Annotated in this window: 13 protein-coding genes; 2 read left to right on the top strand and 11 right to left on the bottom strand. The window is 65.6% G+C overall.

Translation table 11 applies throughout. From position 1 onward, the window contains the following. Positions 1–23 precede the first annotated feature (23 nt). Positions 24–1,268 carry an HD-GYP domain-containing protein gene (locus tag OTERR_RS04925; RefSeq protein ID WP_246154337.1) on the bottom strand — a complete coding sequence of 415 codons (1,245 nt, stop codon included), beginning with the start codon at positions 1,266–1,268 and terminating at the stop codon, positions 24–26. Between the two features lie 459 nt (positions 1,269–1,727). On the opposite strand from OTERR_RS04925, the gene OTERR_RS04920 reads away from it, so the two are divergent. Next, a complete protein-coding gene (locus tag OTERR_RS04920; RefSeq protein WP_149425036.1) occupies positions 1,728–1,967 on the top strand; it encodes a hypothetical protein in 240 nt (79 codons plus the stop codon). A 248-nt stretch (positions 1,968–2,215) separates the two neighbouring features. On the opposite strand, the gene OTERR_RS04915 is transcribed toward OTERR_RS04920, so the two are convergent. From OTERR_RS04915 to nirB, 7 genes are all read right to left on the bottom strand, one after another. Next, positions 2,216–3,046 (bottom strand): ABC transporter ATP-binding protein, encoded by an 831-nt coding sequence (locus OTERR_RS04915; protein WP_149425035.1) that lies wholly within the window; start codon positions 3,044–3,046, stop codon positions 2,216–2,218. A gap of 24 nt (positions 3,047–3,070) precedes the next feature. Beyond that, the gene (gene ntrB / locus OTERR_RS04910; protein WP_149425034.1) at positions 3,071–4,069 is read right to left on the bottom strand and encodes a nitrate ABC transporter permease; all 999 of its coding nucleotides are present in this window, start codon (positions 4,067–4,069) and stop codon (positions 3,071–3,073) included. A 64-nt stretch (positions 4,070–4,133) separates the two neighbouring features. Further along, complete coding sequence (locus OTERR_RS04905; protein ID WP_149426434.1) at positions 4,134–5,348, bottom strand: CmpA/NrtA family ABC transporter substrate-binding protein; 1,215 nt, start codon at positions 5,346–5,348, stop codon at positions 4,134–4,136. 769 nt (positions 5,349–6,117) lie between these two features. Then, on the bottom strand, positions 6,118–6,723 hold the full coding sequence (locus OTERR_RS04900) for an ANTAR domain-containing response regulator (RefSeq protein ID WP_149425033.1): 606 nt from the start codon (positions 6,721–6,723) through the stop codon (positions 6,118–6,120). A 216-nt stretch (positions 6,724–6,939) separates the two neighbouring features. After that, positions 6,940–7,329: a sirohydrochlorin chelatase gene (locus tag OTERR_RS04895; protein WP_149425032.1), complete on the bottom strand. Its 390-nt coding sequence runs from the start codon at positions 7,327–7,329 to the stop codon at positions 6,940–6,942. Between the two features lie 447 nt (positions 7,330–7,776). Beyond that, positions 7,777–8,133 carry a nitrite reductase small subunit NirD gene (gene nirD, locus OTERR_RS04890; RefSeq protein WP_149426433.1) on the bottom strand — a complete coding sequence of 119 codons (357 nt, stop codon included), beginning with the start codon at positions 8,131–8,133 and terminating at the stop codon, positions 7,777–7,779. A 25-nt stretch (positions 8,134–8,158) separates the two neighbouring features. After that, complete coding sequence (nirB, locus tag OTERR_RS04885; protein ID WP_149426432.1) at positions 8,159–10,600, bottom strand: nitrite reductase large subunit NirB; 2,442 nt, start codon at positions 10,598–10,600, stop codon at positions 8,159–8,161. A gap of 570 nt (positions 10,601–11,170) precedes the next feature. On the opposite strand from nirB, the gene OTERR_RS04880 reads away from it, so the two are divergent. Further along, positions 11,171–12,994 carry a sensor domain-containing diguanylate cyclase gene (locus tag OTERR_RS04880; protein ID WP_187775308.1) on the top strand — a complete coding sequence of 608 codons (1,824 nt, stop codon included), beginning with the start codon at positions 11,171–11,173 and terminating at the stop codon, positions 12,992–12,994. An 8-nt stretch (positions 12,995–13,002) separates the two neighbouring features. Here the strand turns inward: OTERR_RS04880 and ybiB are convergent, their stop codons facing one another. From ybiB to OTERR_RS04865, 3 genes are all read right to left on the bottom strand, one after another. Continuing rightward, complete coding sequence (ybiB, locus tag OTERR_RS04875) at positions 13,003–13,986, bottom strand: DNA-binding protein YbiB (protein ID WP_149425031.1); 984 nt, start codon at positions 13,984–13,986, stop codon at positions 13,003–13,005. Between the two features lie 25 nt (positions 13,987–14,011). After that, positions 14,012–16,747 carry a nitrate reductase gene (locus tag OTERR_RS04870; protein WP_149425030.1) on the bottom strand — a complete coding sequence of 912 codons (2,736 nt, stop codon included), beginning with the start codon at positions 16,745–16,747 and terminating at the stop codon, positions 14,012–14,014. Between the two features lie 140 nt (positions 16,748–16,887). Next, positions 16,888–17,355 (bottom strand): ClpXP protease specificity-enhancing factor, encoded by a 468-nt coding sequence (locus tag OTERR_RS04865; RefSeq protein ID WP_149425029.1) that lies wholly within the window; start codon positions 17,353–17,355, stop codon positions 16,888–16,890. Positions 17,356–17,382 lie beyond the last annotated feature (27 nt).

Raw genomic sequence — 17,382 nt, 5'->3', positions numbered from 1 at the left:
CTGGAGCCCACGCGAGCGGCTCCCTAGCCTAGCCGGTCTTCACCGAACTCAGCCTGGATGCGGGCCACCTCCTCGCGCTGGGCCAGCAGCGCCGCCACGCAGTCCGGGTCGAACTTGGGTCCGGCCTGGCGTTGCAGCAACTCGAAAGCCTGCTCGTTGCTCCAGGCGTCCTTGTAGGGGCGCTTGCTGGTCAGGGCATCGAAAACGTCGGCCACGGCACAGATGCGGGCTTCGAGGGGAATGTCTTCGCCGGCCAGGCCGTGGGGGTAGCCCAGACCATCCGGAGTTTCATGGTGGTGCAGGGCGATGTTGCGCAGCATGTCGGTGTGGGGCACGCCGGAGAGGCCGAACTGATCCAGCATGGTGTCGATGATCTCGACGCCCTTCACCGTATGGGCCTGGATTGCCTTGAACTCCTCGTCGGTCAGCCGCCCCGGCTTTTGCAACAGGTCGTCGGGCACGGCGATCTTGCCGATATCGTGGAGCGGGGCAAAGCGGAAGACATGCTCGACGAAGGCATCGTCCCGCTGTCGCTGCGGCGCCACGGCCAGGGCGATCACGCGGGAATAGTGGGCCATGCGCTCCAGGTGGCTGCCGGTTTCGAAATCGCGGCACTGGGCGATATGGGTGATGGTGCGCACCGCCGAGAGCAGGGTGCCGACGCAGACCAGTTCGTTGACCACCATCAGCGAGAGCACATGCCCCACCAGGTTGAGGTAGTCGAGGACCGGGGTGGTGAACACCCACGGTGTGCGCGAGTTGAAGAAGAGAAAGCCCGCCAGGGTGCCGTGGTTCATCACGGGCATGGTGTAGCTGGCGGCGTAGCCAGTGCCGCGGATGCGCAGACTGTGCTCACCGCTCCGTCGGCCGTAGGCGACCCCCAGGTCCTGGACCACCCGCGGCTTGCGGGTCGCGGCGATCTGGGAAAGGGAACTGGAAGCGGCGAGGCGGCTCTCGTAGAACGACAAGGGCTCGTCGCCGCCGGAGGAATGGACGAAGGTCTTGAGCCGGTCGGTCTGGGCTTCGTAGGACACCACGGCGATGCGCTCGATGAAGTCGTAGCGCTCTTGCACCAGGGCATGGAGACGGCGCAGGCGCAGATTGAGTGGCACCGGATCGTGCACGACGTCCATCAGGGTTTCATGGCTGAAGACGGCGGCCCCTTCACCAGGCAAGGTCGCCGCAGCCGAATGCATTTTCGAATGCATGCCCTGCATCCCCTTTTCCACCCCGCCCACGTCGACTGCGCTATCCGCGATCCGATCCATGGCCATCCCTTTTTATGCGCATGAAGTCCGTCGCTTTGGCGCGACTTTTTGCGAATTATTCACAGATCATGGGGTGACCACAACCGCTATCGCCAACTTGGTTAAACATTGTGTCAACGCACCATTTCGGGGCATAAAAACCACGCCTCGAATCACAAAAAAACGTTTCTAATCAAAATATTAATGGCGCACCGTGATTTTTACCGAAAAACCTGTGGATAACACGTAGCTTGCAATACCCGGTATCCACCACTATAAAAAATGAGTGACCTCACCAATAACACCGCGACAAAGAGGCACCTCCTACAATACCCATAAATCCTCCCTGCTGGCCGACCCGCCGATCCGGAGATTCTGCTCCGGGCGGTTCTTTTAATTTATTGCGGAACGAGGCCCGGCCCACTTGGGGCGTGCGGGAACCCTTCCGAGGAGGTCGAGATGCTGTCTTTGAAGGAATGTATGGAATTCACCGACCTGGACGTCGATGAAATTGCCACCGTTGCCCAGCACGAGCATGTGCCCGATATCGTGGCGACGGAAATGGCCAGTGAGATGCTGCAATCCACTGAAGGTCTGTGTTGTTTGCACACGATGATGCTGGACGATATCGAAAGTGCCTTGAACCATAAGGATTTCGATCTCGCCCGGGAGTTGGTAAGCCACTACCAGCAGTTCTGCCACCGCCATCCCTTGCCGTAAGGAATACCGAATCGCGTTGTAACGCCCGCCGCCCCGACTCCTACGGGAGGCGGGGGTGGCGGGCATGCGGGAACGCCCCCCGTTCCCGGAATTCGTTTCCATCCGTACCAGTCCCTCCGACCCCTCTGGATGAGGGGGTTTAGGCCGGCCTCCTGCCGGCTGAGCAGCGGCGGCGCGGGCTCCTCGCCCGGCCGCCGCTCCCGTTTTTCGCGCCCCGTACCGACGTATTCCCGTTCGCGTGCCAGCCCCTATGCCGCCAGGGGCTGGGGGTGGCGCTGCTTTTCGTAGAGGAAGGTGAGCACCGCCTGGCGGCAGGCCAGGTAGGCCGGATCGGCGGCCAGGGCCAGCCGGTCCCGGGGGCGGGCCAGGGGCACCGGCAGGATTTCGCCGATAGTGGCCGCCGGACCGTTATTGAGCATCACCACCCGGTCGGCCAGCAGCACCGCCTCGTCCACGTCGTGGGTGACCATCACCACCGTGGCCCGGGTGGCCTCGCAGATCTTCAGCAGCTCATCCTGCAACTTGGCTCGGGTCAGGGCGTCCAGGGCGCCGAAGGGCTCGTCCATGAGCAGCACCTTGGGTTCCATGGACAGGGCCCTGGCGATGCCGACCCGCTGCTTCATGCCCCCGGAAATCTCGTGAGGGTACTTGGCGGCGGCATGGGTCAGGCCCACCAGTTCCAGGGCGGCGTCGGTGCGGGCCTTGAGCTTGGCCTTGCCCTCCTTGGCGCCGAATACCTTCTCCACCGCCAGGTGGATGTTGTCGAAGCAGGTCAGCCAGGGCAGCAGGGAATGGTTCTGGAACACCACCGCCCGTTCCGGGCCGGGCTTGGCGATCTCGCGGCCGTCGCAGATCAGGGCGCCGGCGGTGGGCGTGGTCAGGCCGGCGATCAGGTTGAGCAGGGTCGATTTGCCGCAGCCGGAGTGGCCGATCAGGGTGATGAACTCGCCCTTGGCGATGGCCAGGTCGATGTCGCGCAGGGCGACGAAGCGGCCCTGCTTGGTGGCGAAGGCCTGTTCCACCCCCTGGATATCGACGAACTTGTCAGCGTGGCGGTCAATGGGTGTTGCGCTAGCCATGGCGGTATCTCCTGAAAGGGGGGATCAGCGGGATTCGAAGGTGAAGCGCTTGGCCAGCAGCATCAGGCCCTGGTCGAGCAGCAGGCCGACGATGCCGATGACGCCGATGGCGATGAGGATGTGGGCGACGTTGAGGTTGTTCCACTCGTCCCACACCCAGAAGCCGATGCCGACGCCGCCGGTGAGCATTTCCGCGGCGACGATCACCAGCCAGGCCACACCGATGGACAGGCGCACCCCGGTGAGGACGGCGGGCAGCACCGCCGGCAAAAGGATGCGGGTGAACACCTGCCACTCGGACAGGGCCAGCACCCGGGCCACGTTCAGGTAATCCTGGGGCACCTGCTTCACCCCGGCGGCGGTGTTGAGGATCATCGGCCAGATCGAGCAGATGAACAGGGTCCAGGTCGCCGCCGGGTCGGCCTTCTTGAACACCAGCAGGCCGATGGGCAGCCAGGCGAGCGGCGACACCGGGCGCAGCAGGCTGATGATGGGCGAGAGCATGCGCGCCAGGAAGTCGAAGCGGCCGATCAGAAAGCCGAGGGGGATGCCCACCGCCGCGGCGATGCCAAAGCCGATGCCGACCCGTTGCAGCGAGGCCAGCACGTTCCAGCCGATGCCCTGGTCGTTTGGGGTGTTGCGGTAGAAGGGGTCGGCAAACAGCTTGACCGCTTCCTGCCAGGTGGCCACCGGGCCGGGAATGCCGCTGCCGCCCGAGAGGGTGGCGACGTACCAGATGGCGACGAAGGCAGCCAGGCCGAGCAGGGGCGGCAGCACCGCCTTGGTCAGACGCAGGAGGGCGTCGCCACCCTGGCCTCCCCTCCCCCCCTTGCCGGAAAGCAAGGCGGGGCGCGGGGTTTCAGAGGGGGTGGCTGGAGCGCGAGATTCCACGCGGTTCTCCAATGGGGATGCCTGAAGATTGGCGTCCAGCCTCGCTTCCAGAGCAGAGGGGGTTGTCGTCGGCGTGGCGGCGGCCGGACCGCCCAGGGGCAGGTCGTCGGCGGTGGCGCTGCAGGTGGTCATGGCAGACTCCTTCTCATGCAATCAATTCGGTGGGGCTGCGCGGGGCGGGCAGGTCGCATCGCAGTCAGGCGTGGACCTTGAAACCGTCGGCGTACTTCTTCGGGTCCTTGCCGTCCCAGACCACCCCGTCGATCAGCTTGGAGGTGCGCATCTCGCTCTTGGGCAGGGCCACGCCGGCGGCCTGGGCGCCCAGGGTGTAGAGGTCGATGCGGTTCACCTTCCTGGCCACCGCCAGGTAATCCGGGTGCTCCTTGAGCAGGCCCCAGCGCTTGTGCTGGGTAAGGAACCACATGCCGTCGGACAGGTAGGGGAAGTTCACCGTCCCGTCGTTGAAGAATTTCATGTGGTTCTTGTCGTCCCAGCTCTTGCCCAGGCCATTGCTGTAGCGGCCCAGCATGCGTTCCAGGATCACCTCGGGGTCGGTGTTCACGTAGGACTTCTGGGCGATGGTCTCGGCGGTGGCGCGCCGGTTGGCCAGCGACCCGTCGATCCAGCGGCTGGCGTCAAGAATGGCGGCGATCATCGCCCGGCTGGTGTTGGGGTGCTTGCTGGCGAAGTCGGCGGTGGTGCCCAGCACCTTCTCCGGGTGATCCACCCACACCTCCTGGGTGGTCACGGCGGTAAAGCCGATCTTGTCCATGATCGCCCGGTTGTTCCACGGCTCGCCGACGCAAAAGCCGTCCATGTTGCCCACCCGCATGTTGGCCACCATCTGCGGCGGCGGCACGGTGATGGTCTTGACGTCCTTCAGCGGGTTGATGTCGTGGGCCGCCAGCCAGTAGTACAGCCACATGGCGTGGGTGCCGGTGGGAAAGGTCTGGGCGAAGGTGAGTTCGGCGCCGGCCCCGGGCTTGCTGGCGATCAGCTTCTTCAGGCCGGCCCCGTCGGTGACGCCCAGGTCGCGCAGCTTGTTGGCCAGGGTGATGGCCTGGCCGTTCTGGTTGAGGCCCATCAGCACCGCCATGTCCTTCTTCGGCCCGCCGATACCCATCTGTACGCCATAGACCAGGCCGTAAAGGACGTGAGCGGCATCCAGCTCGCCGTTGACCAGCTTGTCGCGCACCGCGGCCCAGGAGGCCTCCTTGCTCGGGATGATCTTGATGCCGTACTTCTCGTCGAACTTGTTGACCGCCGCCATCACCACCGAGGCGCAGTCGGTGAGGGGGATGAAGCCGATGCGCACCTCCTTCTTTTCCGGTGCGTTGGCCGCCCCGGGAGCGGGCCCGGCGGCCCGGGCCTCGCCCGGCACCAGGCTGCCCACCCCGGCGCTCACACCCATCCCCAGCACGCCGGCACCGGCGGACAGGCGCAGCCCGGCGGTGAGGAAGGAACGGCGCTGGGCATCGACGCCCACCGGGTCGGCGGATGCGTCATGGGGAGCTCCCGGAGCAGAAATGGCGGAAGAGGAACAGGTAAAAGGGTTCAGGCGGTTCATGTGCGGCTCCCGGACAAGTCGGCAAAACGATCGAAACTGACGGCGCAGACGAAGCAAACGGAACAAACAACGCAACGGCCACGCGGAATTCCTGGGCGAAAAAAACGGCGTCTCACCCCGACGGGAGGAGGAGGAACCCGTCGGGATGGACGCCGTTGTCCATGCCACTCGACCGCGCCGCCCTTGGCACGGTCACTTACCGTTTAGCAACCGCCGTGCCACCCTCAAAAATCAGGAATAACCCATTGTTTTAAAGCAAATAAACCAAATTTACAGGCCAAACCAAAACAACGCGCTGGGCACTGGAAGCGTGCCTTTTGCATTGCACAGCGCACAAAAGAGGGGATTGGCGGCACCGGGCCGCAAGGGCATCGATCTGATGGCTTTTCGTTGGCCCCCTGCCCAATCACCGCGCCAGCAAAGGATCTCCAGGCATACCTCGTGGAACTCCGCGCCAGTTCTTGCTTTCAGCGGCACCTACCTGGATCACGAGAACTGGCGCGCCTTTCCAGCCGGTCATCACCACAGCCCCAAGCGCCTTGGCAAAAAAAACGGGCTCCCAAGGGAGCCCGGTCAAGTTGATGCAAGAGGAGATCGATACGCGAAGACCGCGTCACAACAACAACCGCGCCGTTTCCAGCACGTTCTGCGCCACTGTTCCGATCGGCTGGCCACGATCCATGGCCAGCTTGCGGAGCAGCTTGTAGGCCTCGTCTTCATCGAGGCCCTTGAGCTTCATGAGCAGCCCCTTGGCTTGTTCCACCAGGCGCCGTTCGGAAAGTTTCTTCTGGGTGGTTTCCAGCTCCCGCTTCAAAGCCTGGTCGGCTTCGAAGCGGGCCAGGGCGACGTCGATCACCGGCTTCACCCGGGCCGGCTCCAGGCCATCCACCACGTAGGAGGCGACACCGGCCTTCATGGCGTTGCGGATGCAGACCTGGTCCCCCTCGTCGGCAAAGATCACCACCGGTCGCGGCATCTCCCGGTTCATTGCCGCCAGGTGCTCCAGGGTGTCCCGGGATGGGTTGTCCGTGCCGATCAGGATCACATCGGGCTTCACCGCCTCCACCTGGCGCGGCAGGTCGCCGGCCCCGGCGAGCACTGCCGCGACCTGGCAACCGGCCAGGGCCAGGCCGGCGCAGAGATCGGAACCGCGCCGTTGCGATTCGTCGATCACCAGCACCCGCAGGGCGGTCGGAGAGGAAGCGGAGGAATACGTCATGGCCGGGTCAGCAGGAGCTGGGCGTCGCAAGGAGAAGCAATGACGTCCGTTCAGCAATTCCCGGGCCAGGAAATCGATTCGTTGAAAATCAACGACCTAGCCGAATGATCAAGGGAATACCCAGCCGTGCTGCCCGCCGGCCGCACCACGGCAGTGCGCCAGCACCTCGCCCTGCCCTGCCATGGGCCGTCGGCGCCTTAGCGCAGGAGTGACGCGTCAGGAACGGGCTTGGGCCGGCAGCTGGCCGAGGGCGTAGTCGGCCATGGCCGCGACTACCGCCGGCGCCTCGCCCACCGGCGGGCTCAGGTCGAGGCGCAAGCCGGGATGGCGGGCGCGCAGTTGCTCAAGGAGCAGGGGGAGGTCGCGCTTGAGGTGGCCGCCCTGGGCGATGAACAGGGGCACCACGGCGATGTGGCGGACCCCCTCGGCGACCAGGCCCTCGACGCAAGGCACCAGTTCCGGCGTCATGAATTCGAGAAAGGCCAGTTCGACCCGGGTGTCGGGGGCACGGGCCAGCAGCGCTGCACGCACCTGGTGCATGGGCAGGGCCCAGTCCGGATCGCGGGCGCCGTGGGCAAAGAGGATGAGGGCTGCAGGAGCGGTCATAAGGAAAGCGAGGATAGCATTGTGGAGAGCGTTCTCGTGTTACCTGGCTAAGAACCGGATTGTCGGGAGAAGGTTCAAGGGTTCAAGGGTTCAAGAGCAGCGAGAGGACGGCGACACCAGTGTCGCAGGCCATCCCCAGCCGGTAGTCGAGGACAGCCGAACTGTCCCAGGGAAGCATCCAGGCGCTGGCGCGAATATCGGGCCGCCCCACGGCAGCAATTGCAGCGATTGCCGCAATTGGCCGATGCGCGTGGGGCAGCGCTATCAGAGCATGGGCTGGCGGCCCGTCAGGTTGATCGCACCGAGCCCCAGGAATAGCACCATGCCTCCGCTGCACCGACAGCCCCCAGGGGCAGCGCCAGGGCTAGCGTACCCCCCGCCAACCAATGGCGCCGCTCCGGCAACGTGGATGCTTTCATGGCCCCCTTTTTTCGGCTTGGCGTGGCTTCAGACGGCCAGCCAGACCACGCCCGCTTCCACCTTCACCGCAAAGCTGCCGCAGTGGCCCACGTCCGGTGCCACCGCCTGGCCGTCGTCCAGGCCGATGTTCCAGCCGTGCAGCGGGCAGGTCACCCGGGTGCCGTGGACGATGCCCTGGGACAGGGGCCCGCCCTTGTGGGGGCAGTGGTCGTGCAGGGCGAAGACCCGGTCGTCGGCGGTGCGGAACACGGCGATGGCGGGCTTGCCCTGGGGCTTGACCACCCGGCTGCCGAGGGGCGGAATCTCGTCGATTCGGCAGATGCGTTTCCACTCCGGGGCCGCCTGGCCAGTGGCCGCGGCCGGGGCGGGAATGACGGCGATCATGGCGTCGCTGCTCATGGGGCTCTCCTCAGACCTCGATGGTGGCAAATTCGTGCCGCTCGGCGCCCTGCACCCGCTCCAGCCAGGGGTCGGGCACGTCCTTGAGGGCGTCGATCAGGCGGGCGTGGAGCTGGCGGCGGCCTTCGCCGTCCTCGACGACGCGGCGCTTGACGTAGTCCAGGCCGACCCGCTGCACGTAATGGACGGTGCGCTCCAGGTAGAAGCCCTCTTCCCGGTAGAGCTGGAGGAAGGCGCCGGCGTATTCCTTGACCTCCTCGTCGCTCTTCACTTTGACCAGGAACTCGGCCACCTCGGTCTTGATGCCGCCGTTACCGGCCACATACAGCTCGTAGCCGGAATCGACGCCGATCACCCCCACGTCCTTGATGCCAGCCTCGGCGCAGTTGCGCGGGCAGCCGGAAACGGCCAGCTTGACCTTGTGCGGGCTCCACATGCCGAACAGCATGCGTTCGAGCTTGATCCCCATGTCCATCGACTTCTGGGTGCCGAAGCGGCAGTGCTCGGAGCCGACGCAGGTCTTCACGGTGCGGATCGACTTGCCGTAGGCGTGGCCCGAGACCATGCCGGCGGCGGCGAAGTCGGCCCACATTTTGGGCAGGTCGTCCTTCTTCACCCCGAGCAGGTCGATGCGCTGGCCGCCGGTGACCTTGAGGGTCGGCACGGCGTACTTTTCCGCCGCGTCGGCGATGGCGCGCAGTTCGGCCGGGGTGGTTAGCCCGCCCCACATGCGCGGCACCACCGAGTAGGTGCCGTCCTTCTGGATGTTGGCGTGGGCCCGCTCGTTGATGAAGCGGCTCTGGGGGTCGTCCTTGGCCTCGTGGGGCCAGGTGGAGATCAGGTAGTAGTTGAGGGCTGGACGGCACTTCTCGCAGCCGTCGGGAGTCTTCCACTCCAGGAAGTGGCGGACGGCGGCGCCGCTGGTCAGGTGCTGCTCGCGGATCGCTCGGCGCACCGCCTCGTGGCCATGGTCGGTGCACTGGCACATGGGCTTCTTGTCCGAGGCCGCCGGGGTGTAGGCGCCGCCGATGGTGGAAGCGATGATCTGCTCCACCAGGCCGGTGCAGGAACCGCAGGAACCCGAGGCCTTGGTGCACTTGCGCACCTCGTCCAGGGTGAACAGGCCCTGCTCCTTGATGGCCTTGACGATGGTGCCCTTGGTGATGCCGTTGCAGCCGCACACCTCGGCGTCGTCGGCCATGGCCGCGGCACTGTTCTGGCCCTGGTGGCCCACGTCGCCGGCCAGGGACTGGCCGAAGATCAGCCGGTCGCGCTGCTCGTGCACGTCGCGGCCGTCCTTGAGCAGCTGGAAGTACCAGGGGCCGTCGGCGGTGTCGCCGTACATCACGCCGCCCACCAGCTTGTTGTCCTTGAGCACCAGCTTCTTGTAGACGCCGCCGGCCGGGTCGTGCAGGACGATTTCCTCGGTGCCCTCGCCGCCCATGAAGTCGCCGGCGGAAAACAGGTCGATGCCGGTGACCTTGAGCTTGGTGGAGGTCACCGAGCCCTGGTAGCGGCCGATGCCGTGGTGGGCCAGGTGGTTGGCGCACACCTTGGCCTGCTCGAACAGGGGCGCCACCAGGCCGTAGGCGATGCCGCGGTGGCTGACGCACTCGCCCACGGCGTAAATGCGCGGGTCGAAGGTCTGCAGGGTGTCGGAAACGACGATGCCCCGGTTGCAATGGATGCCGGCGGATTCGGCCAGGGCGGTGTTGGGGCGGATGCCCACGGCCATCACCACCAGGTCGGCGGGAATCTCCAGCCCGTCCTTGAAGCGGACGGCCCGCACCCGGGTGCCGGCCGCATCGGCGACCAGGGCCTCGGTCTGGGCCTGCAGAAGAAACGTCAGGCCGCGCGCTTCCAGGGACTGCTGCAGCATGCGCCCGGCCACCTCGTCGAGCTGGCGCTCCAGCAACCAGGGGCCGATGTGCACCACGGTCACGTCCATGCCGCGCAACTTGAGGCCGTTGGCCGCCTCCAGGCCGAGCAGGCCGCCGCCGATGACCACCGCGTGGCGGTGGGTCCGGGCCGCGTTGATCATGGCATCGGTGTCAGCGATGTCCCGGTAGGCGATCACCCCGTCCAACGCGTTGCCCGGCACCGGCAGGATGAAGGGGGTGGAGCCGGTGGCCAGCAGCAGCCGGTCGTAGGGGACGGTGGTGCCGTCCTCGGCGATCACGAGGCGCCTGGCCCGGTCGATCTGCACCACCTTCTTGTTCACGTGCAGGGCGATGCCGTTGTCGGCGTACCAGGCCAGGTCGTTGAGGACGATCTCGTCGAGCGTCATCTCCCCGGCCAGCACCGGCGAGAGCAGGATGCGGTTGTAGTTGGGGTGGGGCTCGGCGCCAAACACGGTGATGTCGTAGTGGTCCGGGGCGATCTTGAGCAGCTCTTCCAGGGTGCGGCAACCGGCCATGCCGTTGCCAACCATGACCAGGCGGGGCTTGTGCACGGGGAAGTGCGATGCGAAACGGGACGAGGCGGCGGAAGCGGGAACTGCGGCGGACGACGGGGCGGGCGCGTTCATGGCGGCGACTCCTGGTGCGGCCCCGCAAGGGGGCGGTTGAAACCGAAAAATCCGTTTCAGCACATGACATCGGTGTCACGTCGGGGACGTCGCGGTCGCCGTTGATCGCGAGTGGGCTGCTACTGGCTATTTAGCAAACCCCGTACCAGAATACACCCATATGTTTTTAAAGGGTTTTTGTATAAAACCAGCACAACGGCCGATGCCCGTGCACCAAGAAAACGCCCGACACCAACGCTAGCACCGGGGCAACGCACCAGAGCAGTGCCACTGTTTTTACCCCATGAGAACGACAAGGGCCGGGATCAGCGCGATAAACGGACGAGCGCTTGATACGCCAATGGACTAAAACAAGCAGACAGGGACCATTACCGAATGAACGCCCCGCCTGATCAGCCGCCCCCGCTCTCTGCCCCCGTCCCCCCAACGGACGGGGCGACGTGCCATTTGCACAACGGAGAACACCCGAGCCATACCCTATGGGGGATGGGAGGGGTGTTATTGGTCGCAGCCGTTGGTCTGGCGCTGTACACCCTGATCTCGTTGCGCATGGAAACCATGGAAGCCGGCAGAAAAACGGCCGAAGTGGTCAACCTGGCCTTGAGCGAACAGATCGAGCTGACCCTTGAGGCGGTGGATCTGGCCCTGAAGGGGGCCAAGGACAACCTGGCCCGCCAGGGGCTGGCCAGCTACCGCCAGGATCCCGAGCGCCTGGAAGACATGCTGCGCGACCACCGCATCGGGGTGCCGAGCATCAGCGCGCTATACGTGACCGACGATCGGGGCGACATGCAGGCCTATTCCGGCTTTGCCCAGGCACGCCAGATCAATATCAGCGATCGGGATTACTTTCTCGCCCAGGCCATGCGCCGCGATACCGGGCTGTACATCTCGACGGCCCACATCGGCCGCATCAGCCAGCGCTGGCAGATCGCCCTGAGCCGGCGTATGGAAAGCAGCAACGGCAAGTTTCTCGGCGTCGTCGTCGCCTCCATCGACATCAACTACTTCGAAAGCTTTTTCAACGCGGTGCTTCCCCTCAAAGGTAGCACCGCCATCCTGCTGCGCCGCGATGGGCATCTGTTGGTGCGGGCGCCCCGGGTGGAGGCCGCCTTCGACCGGGATTTTCGCAGCAGCGAACTGTTTACCCAGATCGACCAGCAGGAATACCAGGGCACCTACGAGGCCACCAGTTCCATCGACCATCGCCAACGGCTGGTGAGCTTCCGCGCCGGACAGCGTTTCCCCATCATCAGCACCGTTTCACTGGACAAGCATGAACTGCTGAGTCCCTGGCGGCTCAACGCCTGGCGTATCGGACTGGCCGCCGCCGTAAGCATCGGCCTGATTGGTGGTCTGCTCTCGGTGATCAATCGCCAACTGCTGCAGATGGAACGGCAGGCCGCGGCACTGGCCGCCAGCGAGGAACGCTTTCACCACCTGGTCGAGCATGGCGCCGACATCCTCCTGGTGCTCGACGAGACAGGAAAGATCATCGAGGCCAACCAGCAGGCTTGCATCGGCCTGGGTTATACCCGTGAGGCTCTGCTGGCGACCAATATGGACCAGATCGAAATCTCGGTGAGCAGCGCCGCACCGGAGCCCCTGGCGCCGGAGGGGCGACCGCCCGCGATTTCGACCACGGAGGCCCATTACCGCCGTGCCGGTGGCGAGGAGTTCCCGGTCGAAGTGCGCACCAGCACCGTCCACTTGCGCGGCCGTCCCCTGCTGCTCATCCAAGCCCGCGACATCTCGGAGCGCAAGGCCCTGCAGGAATTGCTGGAGCGTGCCGCCAAGTACGACAACCTGACCGGGCTGCCGACCCGCCCGGTGTTCATCGACCGGGCTGAGCAGGCGCTAGTGGTGGCGGGACGCATGCACCGCATGGTCGGTATCCTGTTCATCGACCTGGACCGTTTCAAGGCGGTCAACGATCAGCTAGGCCACGCCGCAGGCGACACCGTGCTCAAGGAGGCGGCGGTGCGTCTCACCGACTGTCTGCGGCAGATGGATACGGTATGCCGCTTCGGGGGCGACGAATTCGTGGTGCTGCTGCCCGAGGTGGAAAGCGAAGAGGACGTCCGGATAGTGGCGGAGAAGATCCTGATTGCCTTCGAAAAGCCCTTCGAACTGGGCGTTGCCGCCATGAGCGTGACCGCCAGCATCGGCATTGCCCTCTTCCCCAACCATGGCCGCGATGTCGAGGAACTGCTCTGCCACGCCGACGCCGCCATGTACCAGGCCAAGCAGGCCGGCCGCGACGAACTGCGCACCTACCACGAGCCGCCTGACGATGTGCCAGGCGGCGGAGCGGTCTGATTAGCGGGTTACAACTGGCCGACTGGCAGCCCTTCCACCGCAACGATGGCCTTGGCCTGATTGAAGTCCTCGGCGTAGCCGCTGGCGTAGAGGCAGCATGCCAACTGGTGCAGGATCGGCAAAGGCAGCGGGCCATGCCCGTCGAGGGTCTTGCGGATCCATTGTGCCGTGGTCTTGGCATCCGCCGCCTCGGGCAGTTGGGGCAGTGACTTGAGGCTTTCGTGCTCGGCCTCGAACAGGATGTCGCTCATCCCCTCGTGCAGATACTCGATACGCGGTCGGCGCTTCGGATTGGCGAACGGCTCGCCTTCGGTGGCGCGCAACAGTAGGGCACGGCTCTCGAACGCCAGAATCACCTCGCGCATCATATCCATGTAGGGCGGGTGAGTGGCCGCCACCAGGAGCACTCCGGCGCCACGGAAGGGATCGAGCATCTTCACCAGGCTGTGGGCGCTATTGCGCACACCGAGCCGGCCCCGGGCCGACAGCAGATTGGCCAGGCCCGGTGAAAACAGCGCCACCGGCGCAAAGGCCAGATGGCGCTCATCGAGGGCCTGCTGGGCTTGCACCAGGGACGTGGAGGGCATGATGCCCAGTTCACGGAAGACGTGCCCCGTGGTCACCCGGGAATAGCCTTCAAGGACACCGTGAACCAGCACCGGCACGCCGAAGCGGGTCAGCAGCAGGGCCAGCAGGGGCGTCAGGTTGGCCCCTTTGCGGGCGCCGTTGTAGCTGGGAATGACCACCGGACGGATACGCCCGGCCGGGGCATGCAGCGCCGGCAGGCGCTCATGGACCGCCCCGAGAAAGCCAGTCATTTCCTCGCTGGACTCGCCTTTCATGCGCAGTGCGATGAGGATCGCCCCCAACTCCAGGTCGGGTACGCCGCCATCGAGCATGGCGCCGTAGAGCTGGCGGGCTTCTTCACGGGTCAGATCCTTGGAGCCTTCGGCACCCCGACCGATTTCCTTGATGAACTGCGCGAAATTCATGGCGTCTCCTTGTTGTCGTTTTGCTTCAGGCCGCCTGGCCGACAGCGGGTGCCTGAGCGGCCCCGTGCAGGCGACGCAGATCGGGCACGCAACCGCCGCAGTAGCCTCCGCATTTTAGCCGTTCCTGCACCATGGCCACGCTTTCGCCGGCGGCAAATGCCGCGACCAGGGTCTGGCGGTCCACATCGGCGCACTTGCAGACGATTTCCCGGGGGGGGCCCAGGTCGGCCGGCGGTGTGGCGATGGGCGCCAGGGCGAAGCGCAGTTTGGCCGCATCCAACCCCGCCCCCGCCAGGGTTTCCGGCAGCCAGGCACTAGCCAGGGTTTCTCCGGCCAAGCGGATCGCCGTCAATTCGCCATTGTCGAGGGCAGCTCGCTTGGCCACGCCCCGGGCCGGGTCCGCGTAGGACAGCCCTCCCGGACGCTCGAGGCCGAAGGCCTGATCAAGCTCGGCCAGCATTTCGGGCGACGCAGCCGCCTCTGCAGCGGCGCGCAGGATGACTACCGGCCGCTTGCCGCCATGGAAGGACACCGCGGCGTAGGAGAAACGGCCGAGCCATTGACGCGCCTGGGCCAGCGCGGCGGCGGCCGTGGCATCGCTGACCCGCTGGATCACCGCCAGCTGCCAGGGCAAGGCCGCGGCCTCGATGCGCACCGCAGCGTGCTTGAGTTCCGGTTGGCCGGAAATGGGATCGACGCTGGCTGGCGTCAGGACGTTGGCCCCGGCGCTGGACATGAAGCGCTCGCCCCAATGCATGGGCAGCCAGGCGCTCCCTGGGCGCATGCCGGCATCGCCCTTGACCCGCACGATGATGCTGCCCCGACCGTTGGCGACCCGGGCCAATCCCCCTTCGTCAAGACCGATCTGACGCAGGTCGGCGGGATGTAGGCGCAGCAGGGCTTCTGCTTCCTGGTTGAAGAGGCGCGGTACCGTACCGGTGCGGGTCATACCGTGCCACTGGTCGCGCATGCGGCCGGATAGCAAGGCAAAGGGAAAGGCGGTATCGGTTCGATCCGCCGTGCCTTGGTGGCGGCAAGGCACGAAGCGGGCTCGCCCGGAGGGCGTCTCGAACCGCCCATCGGTATAGAGCCTTGCCGTGCCGCCGCTGGCGCCGACGCGGTAAGGCCATTGCTGGGGGCCTTGCCGCTCCAGGGTGGCGTAACTGAGGCCGCCAATATCGAGATCGCGCCCCTCGGTACTACGGCGGTGTTCGTCGAAGATGGCTTCCGGGTCCGGGTAGTCAAACAGGGCATCGGCTGCCAGCAGGCCCAGTTCACGCCCGAGACGCCGAGCGAAATCGCAGGCGATGGCCCAATCGGCGCGGGCCTCGCCGGCCGGCGGTACGGCAGCACGGACCCGGCTGATGCGGCGCTCCGAATTGGTCACTGTTCCTTCTTTCTCCCCCCAGGTCGAAGCGGGCAGGATCACGTCCGCGTAACGCAGCGTCTCGGCGTCGGCAAAGGCCTCCTGGACCACCACCAATTCAGCCGCAGCCAGGGCCTGGCGCACCTCGGCCTGGTGCGGCAGGGATTGGGCCGGGTTAGTGCAGGCGATCCACACCGCCTTCACGTGACCCCTCTTCAAGCCGGCGAACAGGTCGATGGCCTTCAGCCCTGGCCGGGGTGACAGCCAGGGAACACCCCAGAACCTGGCGATTTCGGCCCGATGGTCCGGGTTGGCCACCTCACGGTGGCCGGGCAGCAGGTGGGCCATCCCCCCCACTTCGCGCCCGCCCATGGCGTTGGGCTGCCCGGTAAGGGAAAAGGGACCGGCACCGGCCCGACCGATCTGGCCGGTGGCCAGGTGCAAGTGGATCAGGGCGACATTGTTGTGACTGCCGTGGGTCGACTGGTTGAGGCCCTGGCAATACAGGGAGAGAGCGGCGCCGGCCTGGGCGAACCAGCGGGCAGCGGTGACGATGTCGGCGGTGGGCACACCGGTGAGGACGGCGGCAGTATCCGGGGCATACTCGCGCACGATCTTGCGCAGGGCGTCGAAGCCTTCGGTGTGGGATTCGATATAGGCCTCATCCAACAATCCTTCCGCGATCATCACGTGCAGCATGCCGTGGTAGAGGGCGATGTCGGTGCCGGGCTTGAGGGCCAGGTGCAGGTCGGCCTGGGCAGCGGTTTCGCTGCGCCGCGGGTCGGCGACGATGACCTTGAGCTTGGGATTGGCCGCCCGGGCATCCTCGATGCGCCGATAGAGGATCGGGTGGGCCACCGCCGGATTGGCACCGGCAATGAACAGACAGTCGGCCAGCGCCATGTCCTCGTAGCTGCAGGGGGGGGCATCTACCCCCAGGGTGAGCTTGTAGCCGGCCGCGGCCGAAGACATGCACAGGCGCGAGTTGGTATCGACGTTGTTGGTGGTGATCAGGGCCTTGGCCAGCTTGTTGAAGACGTAGTAGTCCTCGGTGAGCAATTGCCCGGACAGGTAGAAAGCCACGCTGTCCGGACCATGGGCCCGGACGATCTCGGCGAAGCGCTGCGCGGTATGGTCGAGGGCCTCATCCCACAGCACCCGGCGAGGTGCTCCCCGTCTTCCGTCCTGAGCACGGGATCGCAGTTGCGGGTGCAGCAGCCTGCTCTCGGGACGGGCCGACAAATGCAGGCTGGCGCCCTTGGTACACAAGCGGCCGAAGTTGGCGGGATGGTCCGGATCGCCCCGCACACCGGTAATGCGTTCCTGGTCATGCGCGATCAGAACACCACAGCCGACGCCGCAGTAGCAACAGGTAGATCGGGTTTCATGGGTCATGGCAGTCTCCTGCATCGGCATTGCAACAGCCGTGCCATGCCATAAAACCTGGGAGTGGGCCGGATTGTGCAAAAAAAACGCCCCGGCCAAGGGCACGGGGCGCTTCATGGTGGTGCAATCCACCCAGACTTGTACGGGACTTACTTGATCCGCTGCAAATGAGGGCGACCCGGCTTGGCCGGTGGGTTAGCCGGCGGCTCGGGCTCGACATCCTGAGCCACCGCCGGCGCGTCCTGACCCTGACCGGCGTTCTGGTCATCCAGCTCGTCGACTTCAAAGGCCATGCCGGCACCGTTTTCCCGAGCGTAGATCGCCGCCACGCACTCCACGGCGACAGAGATATCCCGGGCTTGACCACCGAAGCGTGCCTGGAAGGTCACCAGATCGTTGCCCATCTGCAGACGGTTGGTGGCGTCCGGGCTGATGTTCAGGACGATCTGCCCGTCGCGCACAAATTCCATCGGCACCCGGCTGCGACGGTCCACTGCCACAGCCAGATAGGGCGTAAAGCCGTTGTCGCAGCACCACTCGTAGAGGGCACGCAACAGGTAAGGCTTGGTGGACGGCAGAGGTTCCCCCTGCTCGTCGTCGTACTGATCGTCTTGCATGTCTGTCTCCTGTGGTACGGAGAAATC

It is taken from the genome of Oryzomicrobium terrae, assembly GCF_008274805.1.
GTDB classification, from domain to species: Bacteria; Pseudomonadota; Gammaproteobacteria; order Burkholderiales; family Rhodocyclaceae; genus Oryzomicrobium; species Oryzomicrobium terrae.
This window is presented reverse-complemented; position numbering and strand designations above follow the sequence as displayed.